The sequence below is a fragment of the Salipiger mangrovisoli genome (genome assembly GCF_015223355.1).
GTDB lineage: Bacteria > Pseudomonadota > Alphaproteobacteria > Rhodobacterales > Rhodobacteraceae > Salipiger > Salipiger mangrovisoli.
In genome coordinates this window covers 19,664-36,375 of the sequence record NZ_JADFFK010000012.1, presented here as the reverse complement: position 1 = coordinate 36,375, position 16,712 = coordinate 19,664, and the positions used below count along the sequence as shown (strand labels likewise).

The following is a 16,712-nucleotide window of genomic DNA, read 5'->3' as shown; positions in this document are numbered from 1 at the left end:
CAGCCCGGCGCGCCGCCCGCGTGATCTGACCAAAGAAAAAGGCCGCCCGCTTGGGCGGCCTTTCCGATTTCGCGAAGCGACGTCGTCAGAGCCCGAGTTTCGCCGCGACGATATCGTTCACCGCCTTGGGGTTGGCCTTGCCGCCGGTGGTCTTCATCACCTGGCCGACGAACCAGCCCGCGAGCTTGGGGTTCTGCTTGGCCTTCTCGACCTGCGCCGGGTTGGCGGCGATCACCTCGTCCACGGCGGCCTCGATGGCGCCGGTATCGGTGACCTGCTTGAGGCCCTTCTCCTCGACGATCTTCGCCGGGTCGCCGCCCTCGGTGTAGACAATCTCGAAGACGTCCTTGCCGATCTTGCCCGAGATGTCGCCCTTCTTGATCAGCGAGATGATCCCGGCGAGCTGCGCCGGCGAGACCGGGCTCTCGGTGATGTCGTGGCCTTCCTTCTTGAGGCGGCCGAAGAGCTCGTTGATCACCCAATTGGCGGCCAGCTTGCCGTCGTCGCAGCCCTTCAGCACGTCCTCGAAATAGGCCGAGTTCACCACTTCCGCGGTGAGCACGCCGGCATCGTATTCCGACAGGCCGAAGTCATTGACGAAGCGCGCCTTCTTCTCGTCCGGCAACTCCGGGAGCGAGGCCTTGATGTCGTCCACCCAGGCCTGCTCGATTTCGAGCGGCAGCAGGTCGGGATCGGGGAAGTAGCGGTAGTCGTGCGCCTCTTCCTTGGAGCGCATCGAGCGGGTCTCGCCCTTGTCCGGATCGTAGAGACGCGTCTCCTGGTCCACCTTGCCGCCGTTTTCGAGGATGGCGATCTGGCGGCGGGCTTCGTAGTCGATGGCCTGCTGGATGAAGCGCATCGAGTTCATGTTCTTGATCTCGCAGCGCGTGCCGAGGTGGCTGAAGTCCTGCGTTTCCTGGTACTTCTCATACTGGCCGGGACGGCAGACCGAGACGTTGACGTCCGCCCGCAGGTTGCCGTTCTGCATGTTGCCGTCGCAGGTGCCGAGGTAGCGCAGGATCTGCCGCAGCTTGACCACATAGGCCGCCGCTTCCTCGGGGCCGCGGATGTCGGGGCGGGAGACGATCTCCATCAGCGCCACGCCGGTGCGGTTGAGGTCGACGAAGGACATCGCCGGATCCATGTCGTGGATCGACTTGCCGGCGTCCTGCTCGACGTGGATGCGCTCGATACGCACCTTGCGGGCGATGCCGGGCTCCATGTCCACGATCACCTCACCTTCGCCGACAAGCGGATGGTAAAGCTGGGAAATCTGGTAGCCCTGCGGCAGGTCGGGGTAGAAGTAGTTCTTGCGGTCGAAGGCGGATTTCAGGTTGATCTCTGCCTTCAGGCCAAGCCCGGTGCGCACGGCCTGCTCGATGCAGTACTCGTTGATCACCGGCAGCATGCCGGGCATCGCCGCGTCCACGAAGGCGACGTTCGAGTTGGGCTCGGCGCCGAATTTGGTCGAGGCGCCGGAGAACAGCTTCGCCTCGGTGGAAATCTGGGCGTGGATTTCCATCCCGATCACCAGCTCCCAATCGTATTTGGCGCCGGCGATGACCTTGGGTTTGGGGGGCTCGAAGCTCAGGTCAAGCATGGGGGGTCCTCGTCTCTCAGGTTGCGACGGGGATACGCCAGAGCGGCACAGGGGGCAAGGGTGCAGGAGCCGCGGCCGTCCGGCTGAAGGCCAAGCCCATCCTCGGTGAAGATGACGCGGCGCCCACGGTCCAGTTGATGGGCGAGAACCCCGCGGAGTGCGGCCCGAGCGGCTTCTGTGCCGCGGGTGCGGATCGCCGACCTTTCCGTCTCGGGCACGTGGCGTGCACCGTCGGTCGCGGCCCAGAGCAGAGGGTGCAATTCCCGCAGCTGGTCCGTGACGATCCAGCCGAGGCAGCCGCCGATGCGGGCGCGGGCAGGGTCACCGGGCTGGCGGCACGGCTCGGGGCGTGCCGAAGTGTGCCGGCTGCACCAGGCGGCAAGCAGGTTGGCAAGATGCTGGTCCGGTCGGCAATCCCGCGGTCTGCCGCTGCCCGGCCGCAGGATGTCGTGCATCCCCTCGACGAAAAGTTCGGCGTCCACATGCCCGAAACCCTCGGGCTGCTGCGCCAGCACATCGAGCCAGACCCACGTGTAGGCCGCGCACCCGCGATGCGCGCCGCCCCGGGCAACCATCCCGCGCGCGGCGCGATCGAGCCGTGACCAGGTTCCAAAGCGCGCCGGAGACAGGTCGAGCCCGAAGGCGCGCTGATGCTCCGTGCCGCCCGGATCGGCCTTGAACAGCGTCTTGTAGCTGCGCGCGACATGCGACGCGGGCGCGGGGAGCACCTCCAGCACCGCGCAGCGCGCGGCGGCAAGCGCCGCAGAGCCCAGCTCCTCCGGATCATGCGGGCGGAGCACGAGATGTGCCGTCTCCAGGTGCTGTTGCACAGCGGCGCGACGCTGGGGCTCCGGCAGGGGGGAGATGCCCGCTTCGCGCCAGAGCCGGGCCACGGCAATATGTGCCGAAGCCGCGAGCAGCGCCCGCATGGGGGACTCGATGGTGGGGCCGAGCGCGCCGCCAAAGCCGAGCACCGCCATCCGCGCCGCGGCGGGGTCGCCGAGCGCCACCGCCTCTGCCGCGCGCGCAACGACGTCCTCGACGGCACCTTCGCAGAGCAGCCGACTCGACAGCATGCCGCCGGGGGTACGGCTGCGGGCGAGGTCGGCCTCGCGCAGGGTGCTGTCGAGTGTCGACCAGCGCTCCTGCCGGGCAAGCCGCATTCCGCGCCCGCGCAGGTCGTCACAGGCGCTTTCATCGGGGCTCGTGTCGAGCGCCGGGATGAGGATATCGCCGCCTCCGGAAACCGCCGCAGGCGCGTCTTCGCGGCCGCTCCCGATCACCGGGACTCGGCGCCGGGGCATGCCCGGCAGAAGCGGAAAGAGGCGGGTCACATCACGCGGCATGGGCGCGAGACTCGCCGGAGAATCAGGCCGGAACTGGGCAGACACGCGCAGGTCCCGAGACAAGGCAAGGGCGTGACGGTGGCAAATTGTTCGATTTCAGGAGATCGGGATTCTCGAATTATCTGCGGAAAATCAGATGTCTTTTGTTCGGATCGGCGATCCGCCGCCCATAAAGAAGCGTCAGGCTTGCCCGGATTGTCCGTCATGGGCAAGTTCTGCGCCATGCTGAACCGTTCCATTCCAGCCCTCGCGGCGTTGATGATCGCGCCGATGGCCCAAGCGAATACCGGCCCTGCACCCGTCACGCAGGCAGCCTTCGCGGTGTCCGCTCCGACGATGCCTCGCGTCTCGCCCCACGCGTTGTCCGAGGCCCCGGAGTCGCTCCGCGCCGTGTCCGTTTCGCCTCGCCCGCTGGCGCGGCGGATGACCATTCCAAAGGCCCGCTGGGGAACCTCCGGCGGCCGCAGCACCTGGTCGCTGGCGGTACTTTCCTCGCTCCGCGGTCACGCCAATGCGCTGCCCGACGTGGTGCCGGCAGACATCGACACTTGGTGCCCCGCCTACGAAAGCGGCTCGCGCGAACAGCGCGAGGCGTTCTGGCTGGGCCTCGTCTCGGCGCTGGTCAAGCACGAGAGCACCTTCAAGCCGACCGCCGTTGGTGGCGGCGGCAAGTGGATCGGCCTGATGCAGATCCTGCCTTCGACCGCGCGGCTCTATGGCTGCCAGGCAACCACCGTCGACGGTTTGAAGGATCCGCGCGCCAACCTGTCCTGCGGCCTGCGCATCATGGCACGTACCGTTGCCCGCGACGGCGTGGTCAGCGCCAACATGCGCGGGGTGGCTGCCGATTGGGGGCCGTTCCATTCCCGCGCGAAGCGCGAGGACATGATCGAGTGGACCCGCTCGCAGGCCTATTGCACGGGGCTTGGCCGCTCGCTGCGCCCGATCGAGCGCCCGGTCAGCCTGCTGCCCGGCATCATGGCCTCCAACGAGGCGGGCACCGGCATCCGTCCGCTGGCCAGATCGCGCCCGCTCGACGCAAGCTATGCGAACACCTTCATCTCGACCCAGGGACAGCTTCTGGAGACCGACGGCTGATCTGCTGAACATCGCTTCAAGGTATCAACGGGCGGGACCAGACATGGTTCCGCCCGAATTTCTTCGGGGCCTCAGCGCCCGCCGCCGACATCTAGGATGCTGCGCGTGACATAGCCCGCGCGGTCCGACAGAAGCCACAGGATGCTTTCAGCCACTTCCTCGGCGGTGCCGGCGCGGCCCAGCGGCGGGGTGTGGCCGATGCGCGCCAGCCGATCCGGCTCGCCGCCCTTGGCGTGGATACCGGTCTCGATCAGGCCGGGGCGCACGGCGTTGACCCTGACGCCTTCGGCGGCCAGTTCATCGGCGAGGCCGAGCGTGAACGTGTCGATCGCGCCCTTCGAGGCGGCATAGTCCATGTACTGCCGCGCCGAGCCGAGCCGCGCCGCCACCGAGGAGACGTTCACGATGCCGCCCCCCGCGTGGGCGCGCATGTAGGCCACCGCCTGGCGGGCCACCTCGATCGCGCCGAAAACGTTGACCTCGAAGACACGGCGGACGCGCTCGGGCGTGAGATCGGCGAGCGCTCCGGTGGGCGCGACGATCCCGGCGTTGTTGACCAGATCGAGCGGCCCCGGTGCCAGCGCCGTCAGCTCGGCGAAAAGCTCTACCACCTGCGCGGGGTCCGCGACATCGGCGCCCAGCACATGCGCCTCGGCGCCCTCAGCGCGGACCTCCTCGGCCACCGCCTCGGCGGCCTCGCGGTCGCGCCCGTAGTGGACCACCACGCGCTCCCAGCCGCGCGCGGGAGCGAGGCGGCACGTGGCCGCCCCGATGCCGGCGCTGCCGCCGGTGACCAGCAGCAGCCGGCTCATGACAGCAGCCGCGTGACCATTTCGGTCACGTCGCGCGACAGGCCCGGCTTGGCGGCGATCTTCTCGAGTTCGGCCTGCATCAGCCCGCGCCGCGTCGCGTCGTAGCGCTTCCAAGTCTGGAAGGCCGAGCACATGCGCGCGGTGGTCTGCGGGTTCTTCTCGTCGAGCTTGATCAGCCAGTCCGCCAGCAGCCTGTAGCCCGCGCCGTCGATGCGGTGGAACCCGGCGTGGTTCATCGCCAGCGCGCCCATCACCGCGCGGAAGCGGTTGGGGTTCTTCATGTCGAAGTCCGGATCCTCGGTCAGTGCCTTGGCGCGGTCCGCGGTTTCCGACGGACCCGAGGCGGCGACCTGCAGGCCGAACCACTTGTCCATCACCAGACGGTCGCCGTTCCACTGGGAGCGGAACTTCGCCAGCGCGTCCGCGCCCGCGCCCGCCTGCACGAGGCAGGCCAGCGCCGAGAGTTGCAGCGTCATGTTGTCGGCGCTGTCGTATTGCGCCTGCGCCGCCGCGCCGCCGTCGAGCCGGGTGGTCAGCGCCAGCACCGCGCCGCCAAGCGCGCGCTTGCCGGATTGCTCGGCGTCGGGCTGGTAGGGCTCGGTGACCTTGGCCTCTTCGGCGAGCTGGGGCAGCAGTTTCGACCAGCGCTCGGCGCGGGTGGTCTTGAGGGTCTCGGTGGCAGTCCAGATCGCGTCGGGGTCGGGCGTCACGCCGCGCGCATGCAGCACCTGCGCCAGCTCGGATTGGGTCGGCGTGCCGAGCATCAGCGCGCGGTAGGCCGGATCGAGCGCGCTGTCGCGGATCACCGCCTCCAGCCCGTCGAGCCAGGCCACGTCCGGCGCGGCACGTTCGGTGATCATCGCCACGAGGCACTCGCGGGCGAGGTCGCGGTTGGCTTCCCAGCGGTTGAAGCTGTCGGTGTCATGGGCGAGCAGGAAGGCGCGCTCCTCGGGGCTGCTCTCACGCTCCAGCACGACAGGGGCGGAGAAACCGCGCAGGATCGAGGGCACGGGCTTGGCGCTGAGGCCGTCGAAGGTGAAGCTCTGCTCGGCCTCGGTCAGCTCCAGCACCGTGGTCGGCACCACCTCGTCGCCGTTGGGCGAGAGCAGGCCGACCGCCACCGGGATCACCTGCGGCAGCTTTTCGGGCTGGCCGGGGGTGGGGGGCGTGTGCTGCTTGAGGGTCAGCGTGTAGGTGCCATCCGCGAACGCCTCCGACACGGCCACATGCGGCGTGCCCGCCTGGCTGTACCAGCGCTTGAACTGGGTCAGGTCGCGGCCCGTGGCCTCCTCGAAGACCTTCAGCCAGTCCTCGATCGTGGCCGCATCGCCGTCGTGCCGCTCGAAGTAGAGGTCGAGCGCCTTGGCATAGCCCTCGTCGCCCACCAGCCGCTTCAGCATGCCGATGACCTCCGCGCCCTTCTCGTAGACTGTGGCAGTGTAGAAGTTGTTGATCTCCTGGAAGCTCTCGGGGCGCACCGGGTGCGAGAGGGGCCCCTGGTCCTCGGGGAACTGGCGGCCGCGCAGGTCGATCACGTCGGAGATGCGCTTCACCTCCTCGCCGCGCATGTCCGAGGTGAACTGCGCGTCGCGGAAGACCGTCAGACCCTCTTTCAGGCACAGCTGGAACCAGTCGCGGCAGGTGATGCGGTTGCCCGTCCAGTTGTGGAAATACTCATGCGCGATGATCGCCTCGATGCGCTCGAAGTTGGCATCGGTGGCGGTCTCGGGCGAGGCGAGCACGGCGGAGGAGTTGAAGATGTTCAGCCCCTTGTTTTCCATCGCACCCATGTTGAAATCATCGACGGCGACGATGTTGAAGATGTCGAGGTCGTACTCGCGGCCATAGACCTCCTCGTCCCACTTCATCGACTTCTTCAGCGCCTCCATGCCGAAGGCGCATTTGCCCTCGTCGCCGGGGCGCACCCAGAGGTTCAGCTCGACCTCGCGGCCCGACATGGTGGTGAAACTGCCGGGATGGTTGACCAGATCGCCGGCGACCAATGCGAACAGGTACGCGGGCTTCGGCCACGGGTCGTGCCACTCGGCCCAGCCCTCGCCGCTGCCTTTCGGGTTGCCGTTCGACAGTTTGACCCTCTCGTCGCCCTCGATCCGCACGGTGAAGACCGACATCACGTCGGGGCGGTCCGGGTAGAAGGTGATCTTGCGGAACCCCTCGGCCTCGCATTGCGTGCAGTACATGCCGTTCGACATGTAGAGACCTTCGAGCGCGAAATTCTCGACCGGCGCGATCTCGACCTCGGCCTCCCAGGTGAAGCCGCCCTCGGGCACCGCGCAGGTGAGGCCGGTGTCGCTGATCTCGGGGGTGACAGGGGTGCCGTCGATGGCGAAGGAGATCGGCTTCAGCTGCTCGCCGTGCAGGAAGAAGTCCTGCTTCGGTGCCTCGGGGTTCGGCGCGAAGCGGATGCGCGAGCGGACACGGGTCGCCGAGGGCGCAAGCACGAAGGTCAGATGCACCTCCTCGGCGGTCCAGCCGAAGGGGGTGTAATCCTTGAGGTAGATGGTTTGGGGGCTTGCGTCCTTCATGGGCGTCTCCTTGCCTTTGGAGTTGCGGCCGGAACCGGCAGTCATGCGCGACGTTATGCCCATGAGCAGGACGCTACAACCGCTGCGCAGGGGAAATGCGCCTGCGGGCGGGCACGAAGGCCGGAGCCGCGCCGCAGGGCCTGCGGGGCGGAGGCAAAGGAGAGACATGTCATCACCCAAGACCCGCAGCGAAACGCAGGAGGAGGAACACCGCGGTGCTCTGATGGCGATCTGGGCCGGATTGGTGGTCGCGGCGCTACTGCTGGTGTGGTGGTTGCTCTATGCCGCGGAAAGCGACGCTCCCGATCCAGGGCAGGCAGAACCTCCGGCGGCGGCAACGCGCGCGGAGACCCCTTCAGAGGGCGAACGTCAATGACGTAGGATCACTCGCAGCGCACGATCCCGTCGCGATCGGTGGTGCAGTTCTTCTCTGCGCGGCGGGTCGTGCTGGGCGGCCGGACCGGGCTGACGCTGCCGCCGCGGTCGGCGGTCGGATCGCCGGGTGCGATGAAATAGCCGCCGCCGGTATTGTCCCGCACGATGCCGTTGCGATCCGTGGTCTGCGGGGCGCTGCGGGTTTCGCGGGTGATGCCCAGTTGGTCGGTGGAAAATGTCGATGCGCCGGGGCAGCGGGTGATGCCGTTCTTGTCGGGCGCGCAGCCCTTGAGCTGCGCCAGCGCGGGCAAGGGCAGGGCGGCAAGGACGAGGGCGGCAATCACAGTTTTCATCGGGGGTCTCCGGATCGCAGGCGCGGCTTATCCGACGCCTGCCTTAGATATAGGCGCTGCCCCCGGCCGCGCCAAATCTCGGCGCTGCCGGAGCCCCGCGCTATTCCGCCGCGCGCATGGTGGTCTTCGCGCCCGGTGCACCGGTGCCCTCGGCATCCGGATCGTCCCAGAGGATCAGCGGAGCCTTCACCTTGCGGGCCTCGCGTTGCAGCGCCCAGTCCCGCGCCGCGCGGCTGCCACGCCCGAAGGAGGCGATGGCCAGAAGCCGCGCCAGCCAATGCGCGTAGGTCGACAGCCACACCCGCAGCGCCAGCATCGCCGGGGTGAAGACCAGCGTCAGCACCGTGGCGATCGACAGGCCGAAGACAACGGCCGAGGCCAGCGGCTTCCACCACAGCGAGGTCGGCGCGTCGATCGAATAGCCGCCGCCGAAGAAGTCGAGGCTGAGGCCGATCATCATCGGGAAAAGCCCGGCGATGGTGGTGATCGTGGTCAGCAGCACCGGCCGGATGCGGTCCTCGGCGGTGCGGATGATCGCCTCGATCCGGGGCATGTAGCGCGAGTAGTCCTGGAAGGTGTCGATCAGCACGATGTTGTTGTTCACCACGATGCCCGCCAGCGCCACGACCCCGGTGCCCGACATGATGATCGAGAAGGTCTGGTCCATCACGATCATCCCGAGGAACACGCCCGCCGTGGACAGCACCACCGCCAGCAGCACCAGAACCGAGTTGTAGAAGCTGTTGAACTGCGCCAGCAGGATGATGAACATCAGCCCCAGCGCGGCGGCGAAGGCCTGCGTCAGGAAGGCCTGGCTTTCCGCCTCCTCTTCCTGGTCGCCGGTCCACTCCCAGCTGATGCCGGACGGGAAGTCGGTCTCCTGCAAGGCGGTGGTCAGGGTGGCAATGCGCTCGTTGGCGGTGACCGGCACCGTGGCCAGCGCGCCGGTGGTGGCCGCCTCGCGGATCGCTTCGGCGCTTTGGCCGTCTTCGGTTCGGGTGATTTCGTAGCCGGCCCCTCGCACGGTGAGCGCACCGCCCTCGACCTCGCGCCCGTAGCCGAGCGTCTCACCACCCGAGGTGAATTTCACCAGCCCCTCGGTCACGCCCGCCTTCACGTCGAAGTAGCGCTTGCGGCCTTCCCGGTTGATCTCGGCCAGCTTGGGCACCGGGGTGCGGGTGATGAAATGCGACAGCGGGATCAGCCCATCGGTGGTGCGCACCCTGAGATTGTCGAGCGTCGAGAGCACGCGATCCTCCTCGGGCAGGCGGACGCGGATGTCGATCTCCTCGTCCGAGCTGTCCACCGGCATGGTGTCGAGCGTCACGCCGCGCGTCACCAGCTGCACCATGGCGCCGACGGTGGCCACGTCGGCGCCGTAGCGCCCGGCCTCCTCCACGTCGACGTCGATCTGCCAGTCGATGCCGGGCAGGGGGCGGGTGTCCTCGATCAGCCGCAGCCCGGCCATGGCGTCGAACTCGGCGCGTGCGGTCTCGGTGGCGGCCAGCAGGTCCTGCCAGTTGTCGCCCTTGATCCGCAGGTGCACCGGCTTGGCCGAGGCCGGGCCCATGGCGAGGTTGAGGATCTCTGTCTGGATACCGGGGATCGTCGCGAGCTGCTCGGTCAGCTCGGCCAGCACCAGGTCGCCGTCAAGCTCGGGCCGGTCGCGGCGGTTTTCCCAAGGGACAACCTCGAGCTGGATCTGCCCGATGGTGTCGGTGGGCGGCTGCGCGCCGCCGGTGTTCGATTCCAGCCCGCCGTCGCCGGCAAAGGCAAAGGCGGTCTCGATGCCCGGATGCTGCAGCACGATCGCCTCGGCACGCTGAACCAACGCGTCCTTCTCGGCCAACGAGAGGTTGCCTCGGGCGCGCACGTAGACGATGGCCTGCTCGGGCTCGCTCTCGGTGAAGAACTCGGTGCCGTTGTTGTTCTGCCCGTAGTAGCCGAAGACTGAGATGACGAAGAAGATCACCCCGCCGATGGTCACCAGCGGCATCACGGGGTTGCCGGTGACGAACTGGATCACCCGCCCGAAGACCGTCCGGCGGTAGGTCTTGCGCACGCGCTTCTGCGTGCGCTCGATCTGCGCCGCATCGAGGGTGATCGAGGCCATGACGGCGAAGAGCAGGAAGACCACGATCCCCGGCACCCGTGCGCCGCGCCCCTCCATCAGCGTGACCCCGAGGAACGACGGGTTCAGCACCAGCAGCGCCCCCAGCAGCATCCCCCCGAGCGCGACCACCACCAGCGCCGCGCGTGCGGGCCAGCCCTGCACCCGCTTGCGCAGCGCCATAGAGGCATTGTGCAGCAGGCGCGAGAAGCGCCCCGAAACACCGCCCATCACCGGCAGGTAGACCAGCGCCACGATCAGCGAGGCCGAGAGCACGAAGATCAGCGTGACCGGCAGCATGCCCATGAACTCGCCCGCGACGCCGGGCCAGAACAGCATCGGCAGGAAGGCGCAGAGCGTGGTGGCGGTGGAGCTGACCACCGGCCAGAACATCCGCTTGGCGGCCTCGACATAGGCATGCATCGGCCCCACGCCATCGGAGATGCGCTTGTCGGCGTATTCCACCACCACGATGGCGCCGTCGACCAGCATGCCCACGGCGAGGATCAGGCCGAACATCACGATGTTCGACACGGTGATGCCCATCACCGCCAGCAGCACGAAACACAGCAGGAAGGAGGTGGGAATCGCGAAGCCGACCAGCAGCGCCGCGCGGGTGCCGAGCGAGCCCAGCACCACGATCATCACCAGCGCGATGGCGGTCAGCACCGCGCCTTCGAGCTGGCTGACCATCGAGTCGACGATGCGCGACTGGTCGTTGCTTTCCTCGACCGTCACCGTGGCGCGCAGTTCTTCGGGCCAGCCCCGCTGCGCTTCGGCCACGGTCGCGCGCACCGCGCTGGCGGTGTCGATGAGGTTGAAACCCTTGCGCTTGACCACCTGCAGCGCCACCGCCGTGTCGCCGCTGAAGCGCGCGGTGCCGGTGCGGTCCTCGAAGGTGAGGCGGATGTCCGCGAGATCGCCGAGGGTCACCACCCGGTCGCCATTCACCTTGATCGGCAGGTTGAAGATGTCCTGAGGCTCGCGGAAGCTCGAGGGGATCTTCACCGAGAAGGTGCCGCGCTCGGAGCGCACTTCACCGGCGGCGATCAGCTGGTTGTTGTTCTGGACGGTCTGGATCAGCTCGCTGGCGGTGACGTTGTAGCTTTCCAGCTTCAGCGGGTCGATCACCACCTCGACCATCTCGTCGCGATTGCCCGCGATGCCCGCTTCGAGCACCGAATCCAGCGCCTCGACGCGGTCCTGCAGGTCCTTGGCGACTTGCGCCATGGTGCGTTCGGGCAGCGGGCCGGTGAGCGAGACGATGATGATCGGGAACTCCGAGAAGTTGATCTCGGAGATGGTGTATTGCTCGGCGCCCTCGGGGAACTTGGCCTGCGCCTTGGTCATCGCGTCGCGCACCTCGGCCATGGTCTCGGTGCGGTTCCAGCCGAACTCGAACTCCATGGCGACCCCGGCATAGCCCTCGGAGGCGACGCCGCTGATCTTGTCGAGCCCGTCGATGTCCGAAAGCTCGGTCTCCATCGGCTTGACCATCAGCGTCTCGGCGTCCTCGGCCGAGATGCCGGGGAAGGGGACCGAGACGAAGAGCGCCGGGATCTCGATGTCCGGCTCGCCCTCTTTCGGCAGGGTGATATAGGCGAAGGCCCCGGCGACGATCGACAGGACGATGAAGGCGAGCACCATGCGCGCGCGCTGCGCCGCCCAGTCGACGATGCCGGTCACTGGAGGATCTCCTGGTAGCTCGGCGCGACCGGCACGCCGTCGGTGACGTATTCCTGCCCGAGGGTGATCACGTCGACACTGTCCGGCAATCCGGCGATCCAGACGCCTTCGGGGGTGTCGCGCAGGATGCTCACCGGCATGAATTGCGCGGTCTGCTCGGCGCTGACCGTGCGCAGCCCCATGCGGCCCTCGTCGTTCAGCGTCAGCGCGCTCTGCGGCAGCAGGTGGGCCAGCGCGCCATCGGCCTCGATCAAAATGCGCGCTGTCTGCCCGGCGCGCAGCGTCAGATCGGGGTTCTCCAGCGTGACCTCGATGCGGAAGGTGCGGGTGGTCTCGTCGGCCTGCCGCGAGACGAAGGTGACGGTGCCCGCCTGCGTCTGCCCGCCGGTCAGCTGCGCCCCGGCGCGTGCGCCCAGACGGATGCGCGCCACGTCGGCCTCGGGCGCGTAGCCCACCAGCCGGATCGGATCGAGTTGCAAGATGTGCGCACAGCTGGCGTTGCCGGTGGTGCTCATCAGCAGACCGAGTTCGGCGGTGTCGCTCTCCAGCACGCCGCCGAAGGGCGCGGTGATGGTCAGGTTCCCGACGGCTTTGCGGGCGGTGGCGACGGCGGCCTCGGCGCTCTGGATCGAGGCCTCGAGGCTGTCCGTGCCGGCGCGGGCGGCTTCCAGCCCGGCTTCGGCGCTGCGCACGCTGGCCTCGGCAGCCCGCATCTTGGCCTCGGCGGAGGCAACGGAGGTGCGCGAGGAATAGCCGCCCTGCGACAGTTCGCGCGCGGCGGTGAGGTTGATCTCGGCTTCGGCCACGGCGGCCTCGGCCTGCGCCAGCAGGGCCTCGGCCTCGGGCAGCGCGGCCTCGACTTGCGGGCGCTGCGCCCGTGCCTCGGCAAGCCGTGCCTCGGCCTCGACGAGCGCCGCGCCTGTGGTGCCGGGGTCGAGTTCGCAAAGTACCGCGCCTTCCTCGACCATGCTGCCCTTGCGCAGCGGCGTCGAGATCACCCGGCCCGAGGCCTCGGACAGCACTTCGACCTCGCGCGAGGGCTGGGTTTCGCCACGCAGCAGAACCGCGTCGTCGATCTCCTGCGCCTGGGAATGTCGGGCCATCACCGCGACCGCGCCAGCCACCGTCGCTGCTTCGGCGGGTGCTGCCGGGGGGTCCTGGGAGGCCGCGGTTGCGGTCTCTTGCTGCTCCTGCGCGCCACCGCGGGCCCAGCCCATGAGCCGGTCGCGGTCGAGAACCACCGCGTAGAGCACCGCTGCGACCAAAATGGCGGTCAGGATCGAAATCAGTTTCATGATGGCCTTCCCAAGTGCTGGCCCTTGTCCGGGATCATTACGGCCCGCGCGCCGCACCGGATCAGCCGACAGACCGCAAAGGGTCCGGAACCGGGGTCTGACCGGGAGCGCGCGAAGACGTGACTAAACTCCTCAGTTCAGAATAGTGGATTTGGGAAACCGTTCAAGCGGCCTTCTGCCGCAGGGGCACGCGCGGGCGGGCAGGGGCCGACGCCGGAGCGATCGGGCAATGGCTGCGCGGGCTTGGCCTTGGCAGCCTGCGCCTGCCGCGCTAAGAGGGGGCAACAATCGAAAGGTGAGGCAGCCCCGTGAGCAATACCGACAGTTTCATCGACGAGGTGACCGAGGAGGTCCGCCGCGACAAGCTCTTCGCGCTGCTCAAGCGTTATGGCTGGGTCGGCGTGGTGGCGGTGCTGGCGATCGTCGGCGGCGCGGCTTGGCGCGAATACAGTGCTGTGCAAAGGCAGGCGCAGGCCGAGGCTTTCGGTGACGCGCTGCGCGGCGCGCTCGAGGCAGAGGCCCCGGCGGACCGTGCCGCGGCCCTGACCGCGGTCAGCGCGCCCGGTGCCGAGGCAACCGCCGTGACCGACCTGCTGGCGGCGAGCGAACTGGCCGCTGCCGAGGATGGCGCTGCCGCGACCAAGCTGCTCGACGATGCGGCGGCCGATGGCGCCCTGCCCGAGATTTACCGCGAGATCGCGGCATACAAAGCGGTCAGCCGCACGGACTCGGGGCTTTCGGACGACGAGCGCCGCATCCGGCTCGAGGCGCTGGCGGTGCCCGGAAAACCGCTGCGCCTGCTCGCCGAAGAGCAGCTCGCCCTGCTTGACATCAAGGCGGGCGACACTGAGGCGGCGCTCGGCAAACTGCAGCGCATCCTGCAGGATTCCGAGATCACCGCGGGCTTGCGCCAGCGCGCCGCACAGTTGATTGTGGCCCTCGGTGGCACGCCCGATGCGGGCTGACACGGCCCGCGGGGCCACGGTAAGGACCAAGTACGACGGGGGCAGTGTTTTGCGCATCACCACGATTTCCGCAGCGCTTCTGGGGCTGACGGCGCTTGCCGCCTGCGAACGGCCCGAGGCGGTGCTGCCCGGCGAGCGGCTCGGCGCACGCGAAATTCTCGTAAATGGCGGGGCGGATGATGTCGCTCCGGCCAATCGCGCGCAGGCGATCTCGCTTGGCGGCATGTCGAACGGCGTTGCGGCGCAAAGCCCCGTGTCGCCCTTCGCACGCAGCGGTCACGCGGCGCTCGCGCTGCCGCTCCAGCCGGTCTTTGCGACCGACATCGGCCAGGGCGACACCAAGCGCAACCGTCTGAACGTCGACCCGGTGTCGGACGGTAGCCGTATCTTCACCATGGATTCCGCCCATACGGTGAGCGCCGTCAGCACCTCGGGTCAGCTGCTCTGGCAGCGCAGCCTGGTGCCGGCGCGCGACCAGGCGCGGCAGGCGCAGGGCGGCGGCCTCGCGGTCGAGGGCGGGCGGCTCTACGTCACCTCGGGCTTCGGCCGGTTGACCGCGCTCGACGCGGCCACCGGGGGCGAGGTCTGGAGCCAACAGCTCGGCGGGACCGCCACCGGCGCCCCGACCGTGCGCGGCGGGCTGGCCTATGTCACCTCGTCGGATTCCACCGGCTGGGCGATCGAGACCGCCACGGGGCGCGTCCGCTGGCGCATCGACTACCCCGAGGACTTCAACAATGTCGCCGGAGCCCCGGCGCCGGCCACGGACGGCGAGATGGTGGTCTTCGCCTTCGGATCGGGCGCGCTGCAGGCGGCCTTCAAGCAGGGCGGGCTGCGCCGCTGGACCGCCGATGTCGCGGGCAGCCGCAACGGCAAGGCGCTGGCGTCGGTCACCGATATCACCGGCGATCCGCTGATCGCGAACGGCGTGGTTTACGCGGGCAACCATTCCGGCCGGGTCGTGGCGCTGTCGCTCTCGGGCGGCGAGCGCCTGTGGACCGCGCGCATGGGCGCGCTCGACATGGTCTGGCCGGCGGGAGATTCGGTCTTCCTCGTGTCTGACATCAACCAGCTGGTGCGGCTCGACGCGCGCAGCGGCGCGCAGATCTGGGCGGTGGATCTGCCGGGCTACAAGCCGGTCAGGAAACCCCAGAAGCGCCGCGACAGTGCCTATGTGAACCACGGGCCGATCCTGGCGGGCGGGCGGCTGATCGTCGCCTCCTCGGACGGGCTGATCCGGGCGTTCGATCCGGCCTCGGGCCAGCTTGTCGGCAGCACCCAGATCGACGGCGGTGCGACGACCCGTCCGATCGTGGTCAATGGCACGCTCTACGTGGTCTCGGCAGAGGGCGTGCTGCACGCCTATCGCTGATCCGGATCGGACAGGAACGCCACAAATTCGCACGGGCGGCAGCGCATAGGCTGCCGCCCGTGTCCGTTTCGCGGCTCTACTCGGCGGACAGCGGCAGGCCGCGTCGCCGGCAGCGGTCGAGCAGCGGCGGCAGCGCGTTGCGCAGCTCCTGGCTGTCGGGTGTGTGGCGATACTCGAAGGCGCTCTGTCCCGGCGCGAGCCGCGCCGCCAGGTAGTCGGCCCCGGTGGCATAGACCAGCACATCGGCTTCGGCGATGCGCGCGCGGGCGGCCTCGCTCTCGTCGCCGCGCACCACCATGCTCAGGCGGCTGACATGCGGCGCGTAGCGCATCACGTTGGCTTTCATCATCGAGACATAGGTGGGGAAATACGAGTAGCCCACCACCGACGCCTCGGGCGGGATCGCCGCAAGCGCGACGCGGGTCGCTTCGTTCGGGATGACCGTCAGCCCGAGTACTTCCGCCCGCGGAAACAGGGCGCGCGCCTGCGGCAGCAGCGTCCGGGGCGAGAGCACGATGTCGAAATCCTGCGGGGGGCTCTCGGCCACCTCGTCGATCAGCATCGGCTCGATGCTGTCGCCGGGCGCGAGATGCGGTCGCACGTCGGCGGCATAGGCCCGCGTCGCCTCGGCGAAATTGCCCAGCATGAGCACCCGCAGCGGGCGTGCGTTGCGCGGTCGGTCCATGCCGATGCGGGTCGCCAGTTCGGCGCGGTCGATGCCGCAGTCGCGGGCGAGGGCGATCAGGTTGGTGATCGCCCGCTCGAGCGCGTGGAACTTCTCGGGGTCGGCGACGGGAGCGTTCGGGCTCACGTAGGTGCCCGAGCCGACGCGCCCCTCGACATGGCCCGCGGCCTGAAGCGCTGCATAGACGTTGCTGACGGTGACCGGCGAGAGGTTCAGCTGCCGCGCCAGCGCCCGCACCGAGGGCAGTCGCGCGCCGATCGGAAGCTCTCCGGCGGCGATGCCGAACTCCAATGCGCCGCGCAATTGCTGAGGAACCGCGACCGTGGAGTCCGGGTCAATTGCGTCGGCAATTCGGGCGAGGGCCTCGTCGAGCTGTGACTGTCGTGCTGCCATGGCGTCTCATTGCTGAAAAGCTGTACCGGAGACAAGCAATTGAAGCACATATATTTCCGTTTGAATACATGTGAAT

The 16,712-nt window shown here is 68.5% G+C and carries 12 protein-coding genes; 4 read left to right on the top strand and 8 right to left on the bottom strand.

Going from position 1 to position 16,712, the window contains the following annotated elements:
* Positions 1 to 85 precede the first annotated feature (85 nt).
* Together gatB and IQ782_RS16165 are read right to left on the bottom strand one after the other, a co-directional pair.
* Positions 86 to 1,600, bottom strand: a complete 1,515-nt coding sequence (gene gatB / locus IQ782_RS16170; protein WP_194135699.1) for an Asp-tRNA(Asn)/Glu-tRNA(Gln) amidotransferase subunit GatB — start codon at positions 1,598 to 1,600, stop codon at positions 86 to 88.
* Positions 1,588 to 2,883 (bottom strand): hypothetical protein, encoded by a 1,296-nt coding sequence (locus IQ782_RS16165; protein ID WP_194135698.1) that lies wholly within the window; start codon positions 2,881 to 2,883, stop codon positions 1,588 to 1,590. The genes gatB and IQ782_RS16165 overlap by 13 nt, the downstream gene beginning before the upstream one ends.
* A gap of 249 nt (positions 2,884 to 3,132) precedes the next feature.
* Here IQ782_RS16165 and IQ782_RS16160 point away from each other — a divergent pair, with 249 nt between their 5' ends.
* Positions 3,133 to 4,044 (top strand): transglycosylase SLT domain-containing protein, encoded by a 912-nt coding sequence (locus tag IQ782_RS16160; RefSeq protein ID WP_240989340.1) that lies wholly within the window; start codon positions 3,133 to 3,135, stop codon positions 4,042 to 4,044.
* 71 nt (positions 4,045 to 4,115) lie between these two features.
* On the opposite strand, the gene IQ782_RS16155 is transcribed toward IQ782_RS16160, so the two are convergent.
* A complete protein-coding gene (locus IQ782_RS16155; protein WP_194135697.1) occupies positions 4,116 to 4,856 on the bottom strand; it encodes an SDR family oxidoreductase in 741 nt (246 codons plus the stop codon).
* Complete coding sequence (gene pepN, locus IQ782_RS16150) at positions 4,853 to 7,402, bottom strand: aminopeptidase N (RefSeq protein WP_194135696.1); 2,550 nt, start codon at positions 7,400 to 7,402, stop codon at positions 4,853 to 4,855. The genes IQ782_RS16155 and pepN overlap by 4 nt, the downstream gene beginning before the upstream one ends.
* A 166-nt stretch (positions 7,403 to 7,568) precedes the next feature.
* On the opposite strand from pepN, the gene IQ782_RS16145 reads away from it, so the two are divergent.
* Positions 7,569 to 7,778, top strand: a complete 210-nt coding sequence (locus IQ782_RS16145; protein ID WP_194135695.1) for a hypothetical protein — start codon at positions 7,569 to 7,571, stop codon at positions 7,776 to 7,778.
* A gap of 7 nt (positions 7,779 to 7,785) precedes the next feature.
* Here the strand turns inward: IQ782_RS16145 and IQ782_RS16140 are convergent, their stop codons facing one another.
* The 3 genes from IQ782_RS16140 to IQ782_RS16130 all read right to left on the bottom strand — a co-directional run bounded on the left by IQ782_RS16140 (position 7,786) and on the right by IQ782_RS16130 (position 13,221).
* The gene (locus tag IQ782_RS16140) at positions 7,786 to 8,130 is read right to left on the bottom strand and encodes a hypothetical protein (protein ID WP_194135694.1); all 345 of its coding nucleotides are present in this window, start codon (positions 8,128 to 8,130) and stop codon (positions 7,786 to 7,788) included.
* A gap of 100 nt (positions 8,131 to 8,230) precedes the next feature.
* Positions 8,231 to 11,926, bottom strand: a complete 3,696-nt coding sequence (locus tag IQ782_RS16135; RefSeq protein WP_194135693.1) for an efflux RND transporter permease subunit — start codon at positions 11,924 to 11,926, stop codon at positions 8,231 to 8,233.
* Entirely contained in the window at positions 11,923 to 13,221 is a 1,299-nt protein-coding gene (locus IQ782_RS16130; protein ID WP_194135692.1) for an efflux RND transporter periplasmic adaptor subunit, read from the bottom strand. Before IQ782_RS16130 ends, IQ782_RS16135 begins: the two co-directional genes overlap by 4 nt.
* Positions 13,222 to 13,529: 308 nt before the next feature.
* Here IQ782_RS16130 and IQ782_RS16125 point away from each other — a divergent pair, with 308 nt between their 5' ends.
* Positions 13,530 to 14,186 (top strand): hypothetical protein, encoded by a 657-nt coding sequence (locus tag IQ782_RS16125; protein WP_194135691.1) that lies wholly within the window; start codon positions 13,530 to 13,532, stop codon positions 14,184 to 14,186.
* Entirely contained in the window at positions 14,176 to 15,558 is a 1,383-nt protein-coding gene (locus IQ782_RS16120) for a PQQ-like beta-propeller repeat protein (RefSeq protein ID WP_194135690.1), read from the top strand. Before IQ782_RS16125 ends, IQ782_RS16120 begins: the two co-directional genes overlap by 11 nt.
* 76 nt (positions 15,559 to 15,634) lie before the next feature.
* On the opposite strand, the gene IQ782_RS16115 is transcribed toward IQ782_RS16120, so the two are convergent.
* The gene (locus tag IQ782_RS16115) at positions 15,635 to 16,636 is read right to left on the bottom strand and encodes a GntR family transcriptional regulator (RefSeq protein ID WP_194135689.1); all 1,002 of its coding nucleotides are present in this window, start codon (positions 16,634 to 16,636) and stop codon (positions 15,635 to 15,637) included.
* Positions 16,637 to 16,712 lie beyond the last annotated feature (76 nt).

Coding starts and splice junctions, on each gene's coding strand:
- IQ782_RS16130 (WP_194135692.1), bottom strand. CDS start 13,221: ATGAAACTGATTTCGATCCTGACCGCCATTTTGGTCGCAGCGGTGCTC.
- pepN (WP_194135696.1), bottom strand. CDS start 7,402: ATGAAGGACGCAAGCCCCCAAACCATCTACCTCAAGGATTACACCCCC.
- IQ782_RS16120 (WP_194135690.1), top strand. CDS start 14,176: ATGCGGGCTGACACGGCCCGCGGGGCCACGGTAAGGACCAAGTACGAC.
- IQ782_RS16115 (WP_194135689.1), bottom strand. CDS start 16,636: ATGGCAGCACGACAGTCACAGCTCGACGAGGCCCTCGCCCGAATTGCC.
- IQ782_RS16155 (WP_194135697.1), bottom strand. CDS start 4,856: ATGAGCCGGCTGCTGCTGGTCACCGGCGGCAGCGCCGGCATCGGGGCG.
- gatB (WP_194135699.1), bottom strand. CDS start 1,600: ATGCTTGACCTGAGCTTCGAGCCCCCCAAACCCAAGGTCATCGCCGGC.
- IQ782_RS16145 (WP_194135695.1), top strand. CDS start 7,569: ATGTCATCACCCAAGACCCGCAGCGAAACGCAGGAGGAGGAACACCGC.
- IQ782_RS16140 (WP_194135694.1), bottom strand. CDS start 8,130: ATGAAAACTGTGATTGCCGCCCTCGTCCTTGCCGCCCTGCCCTTGCCC.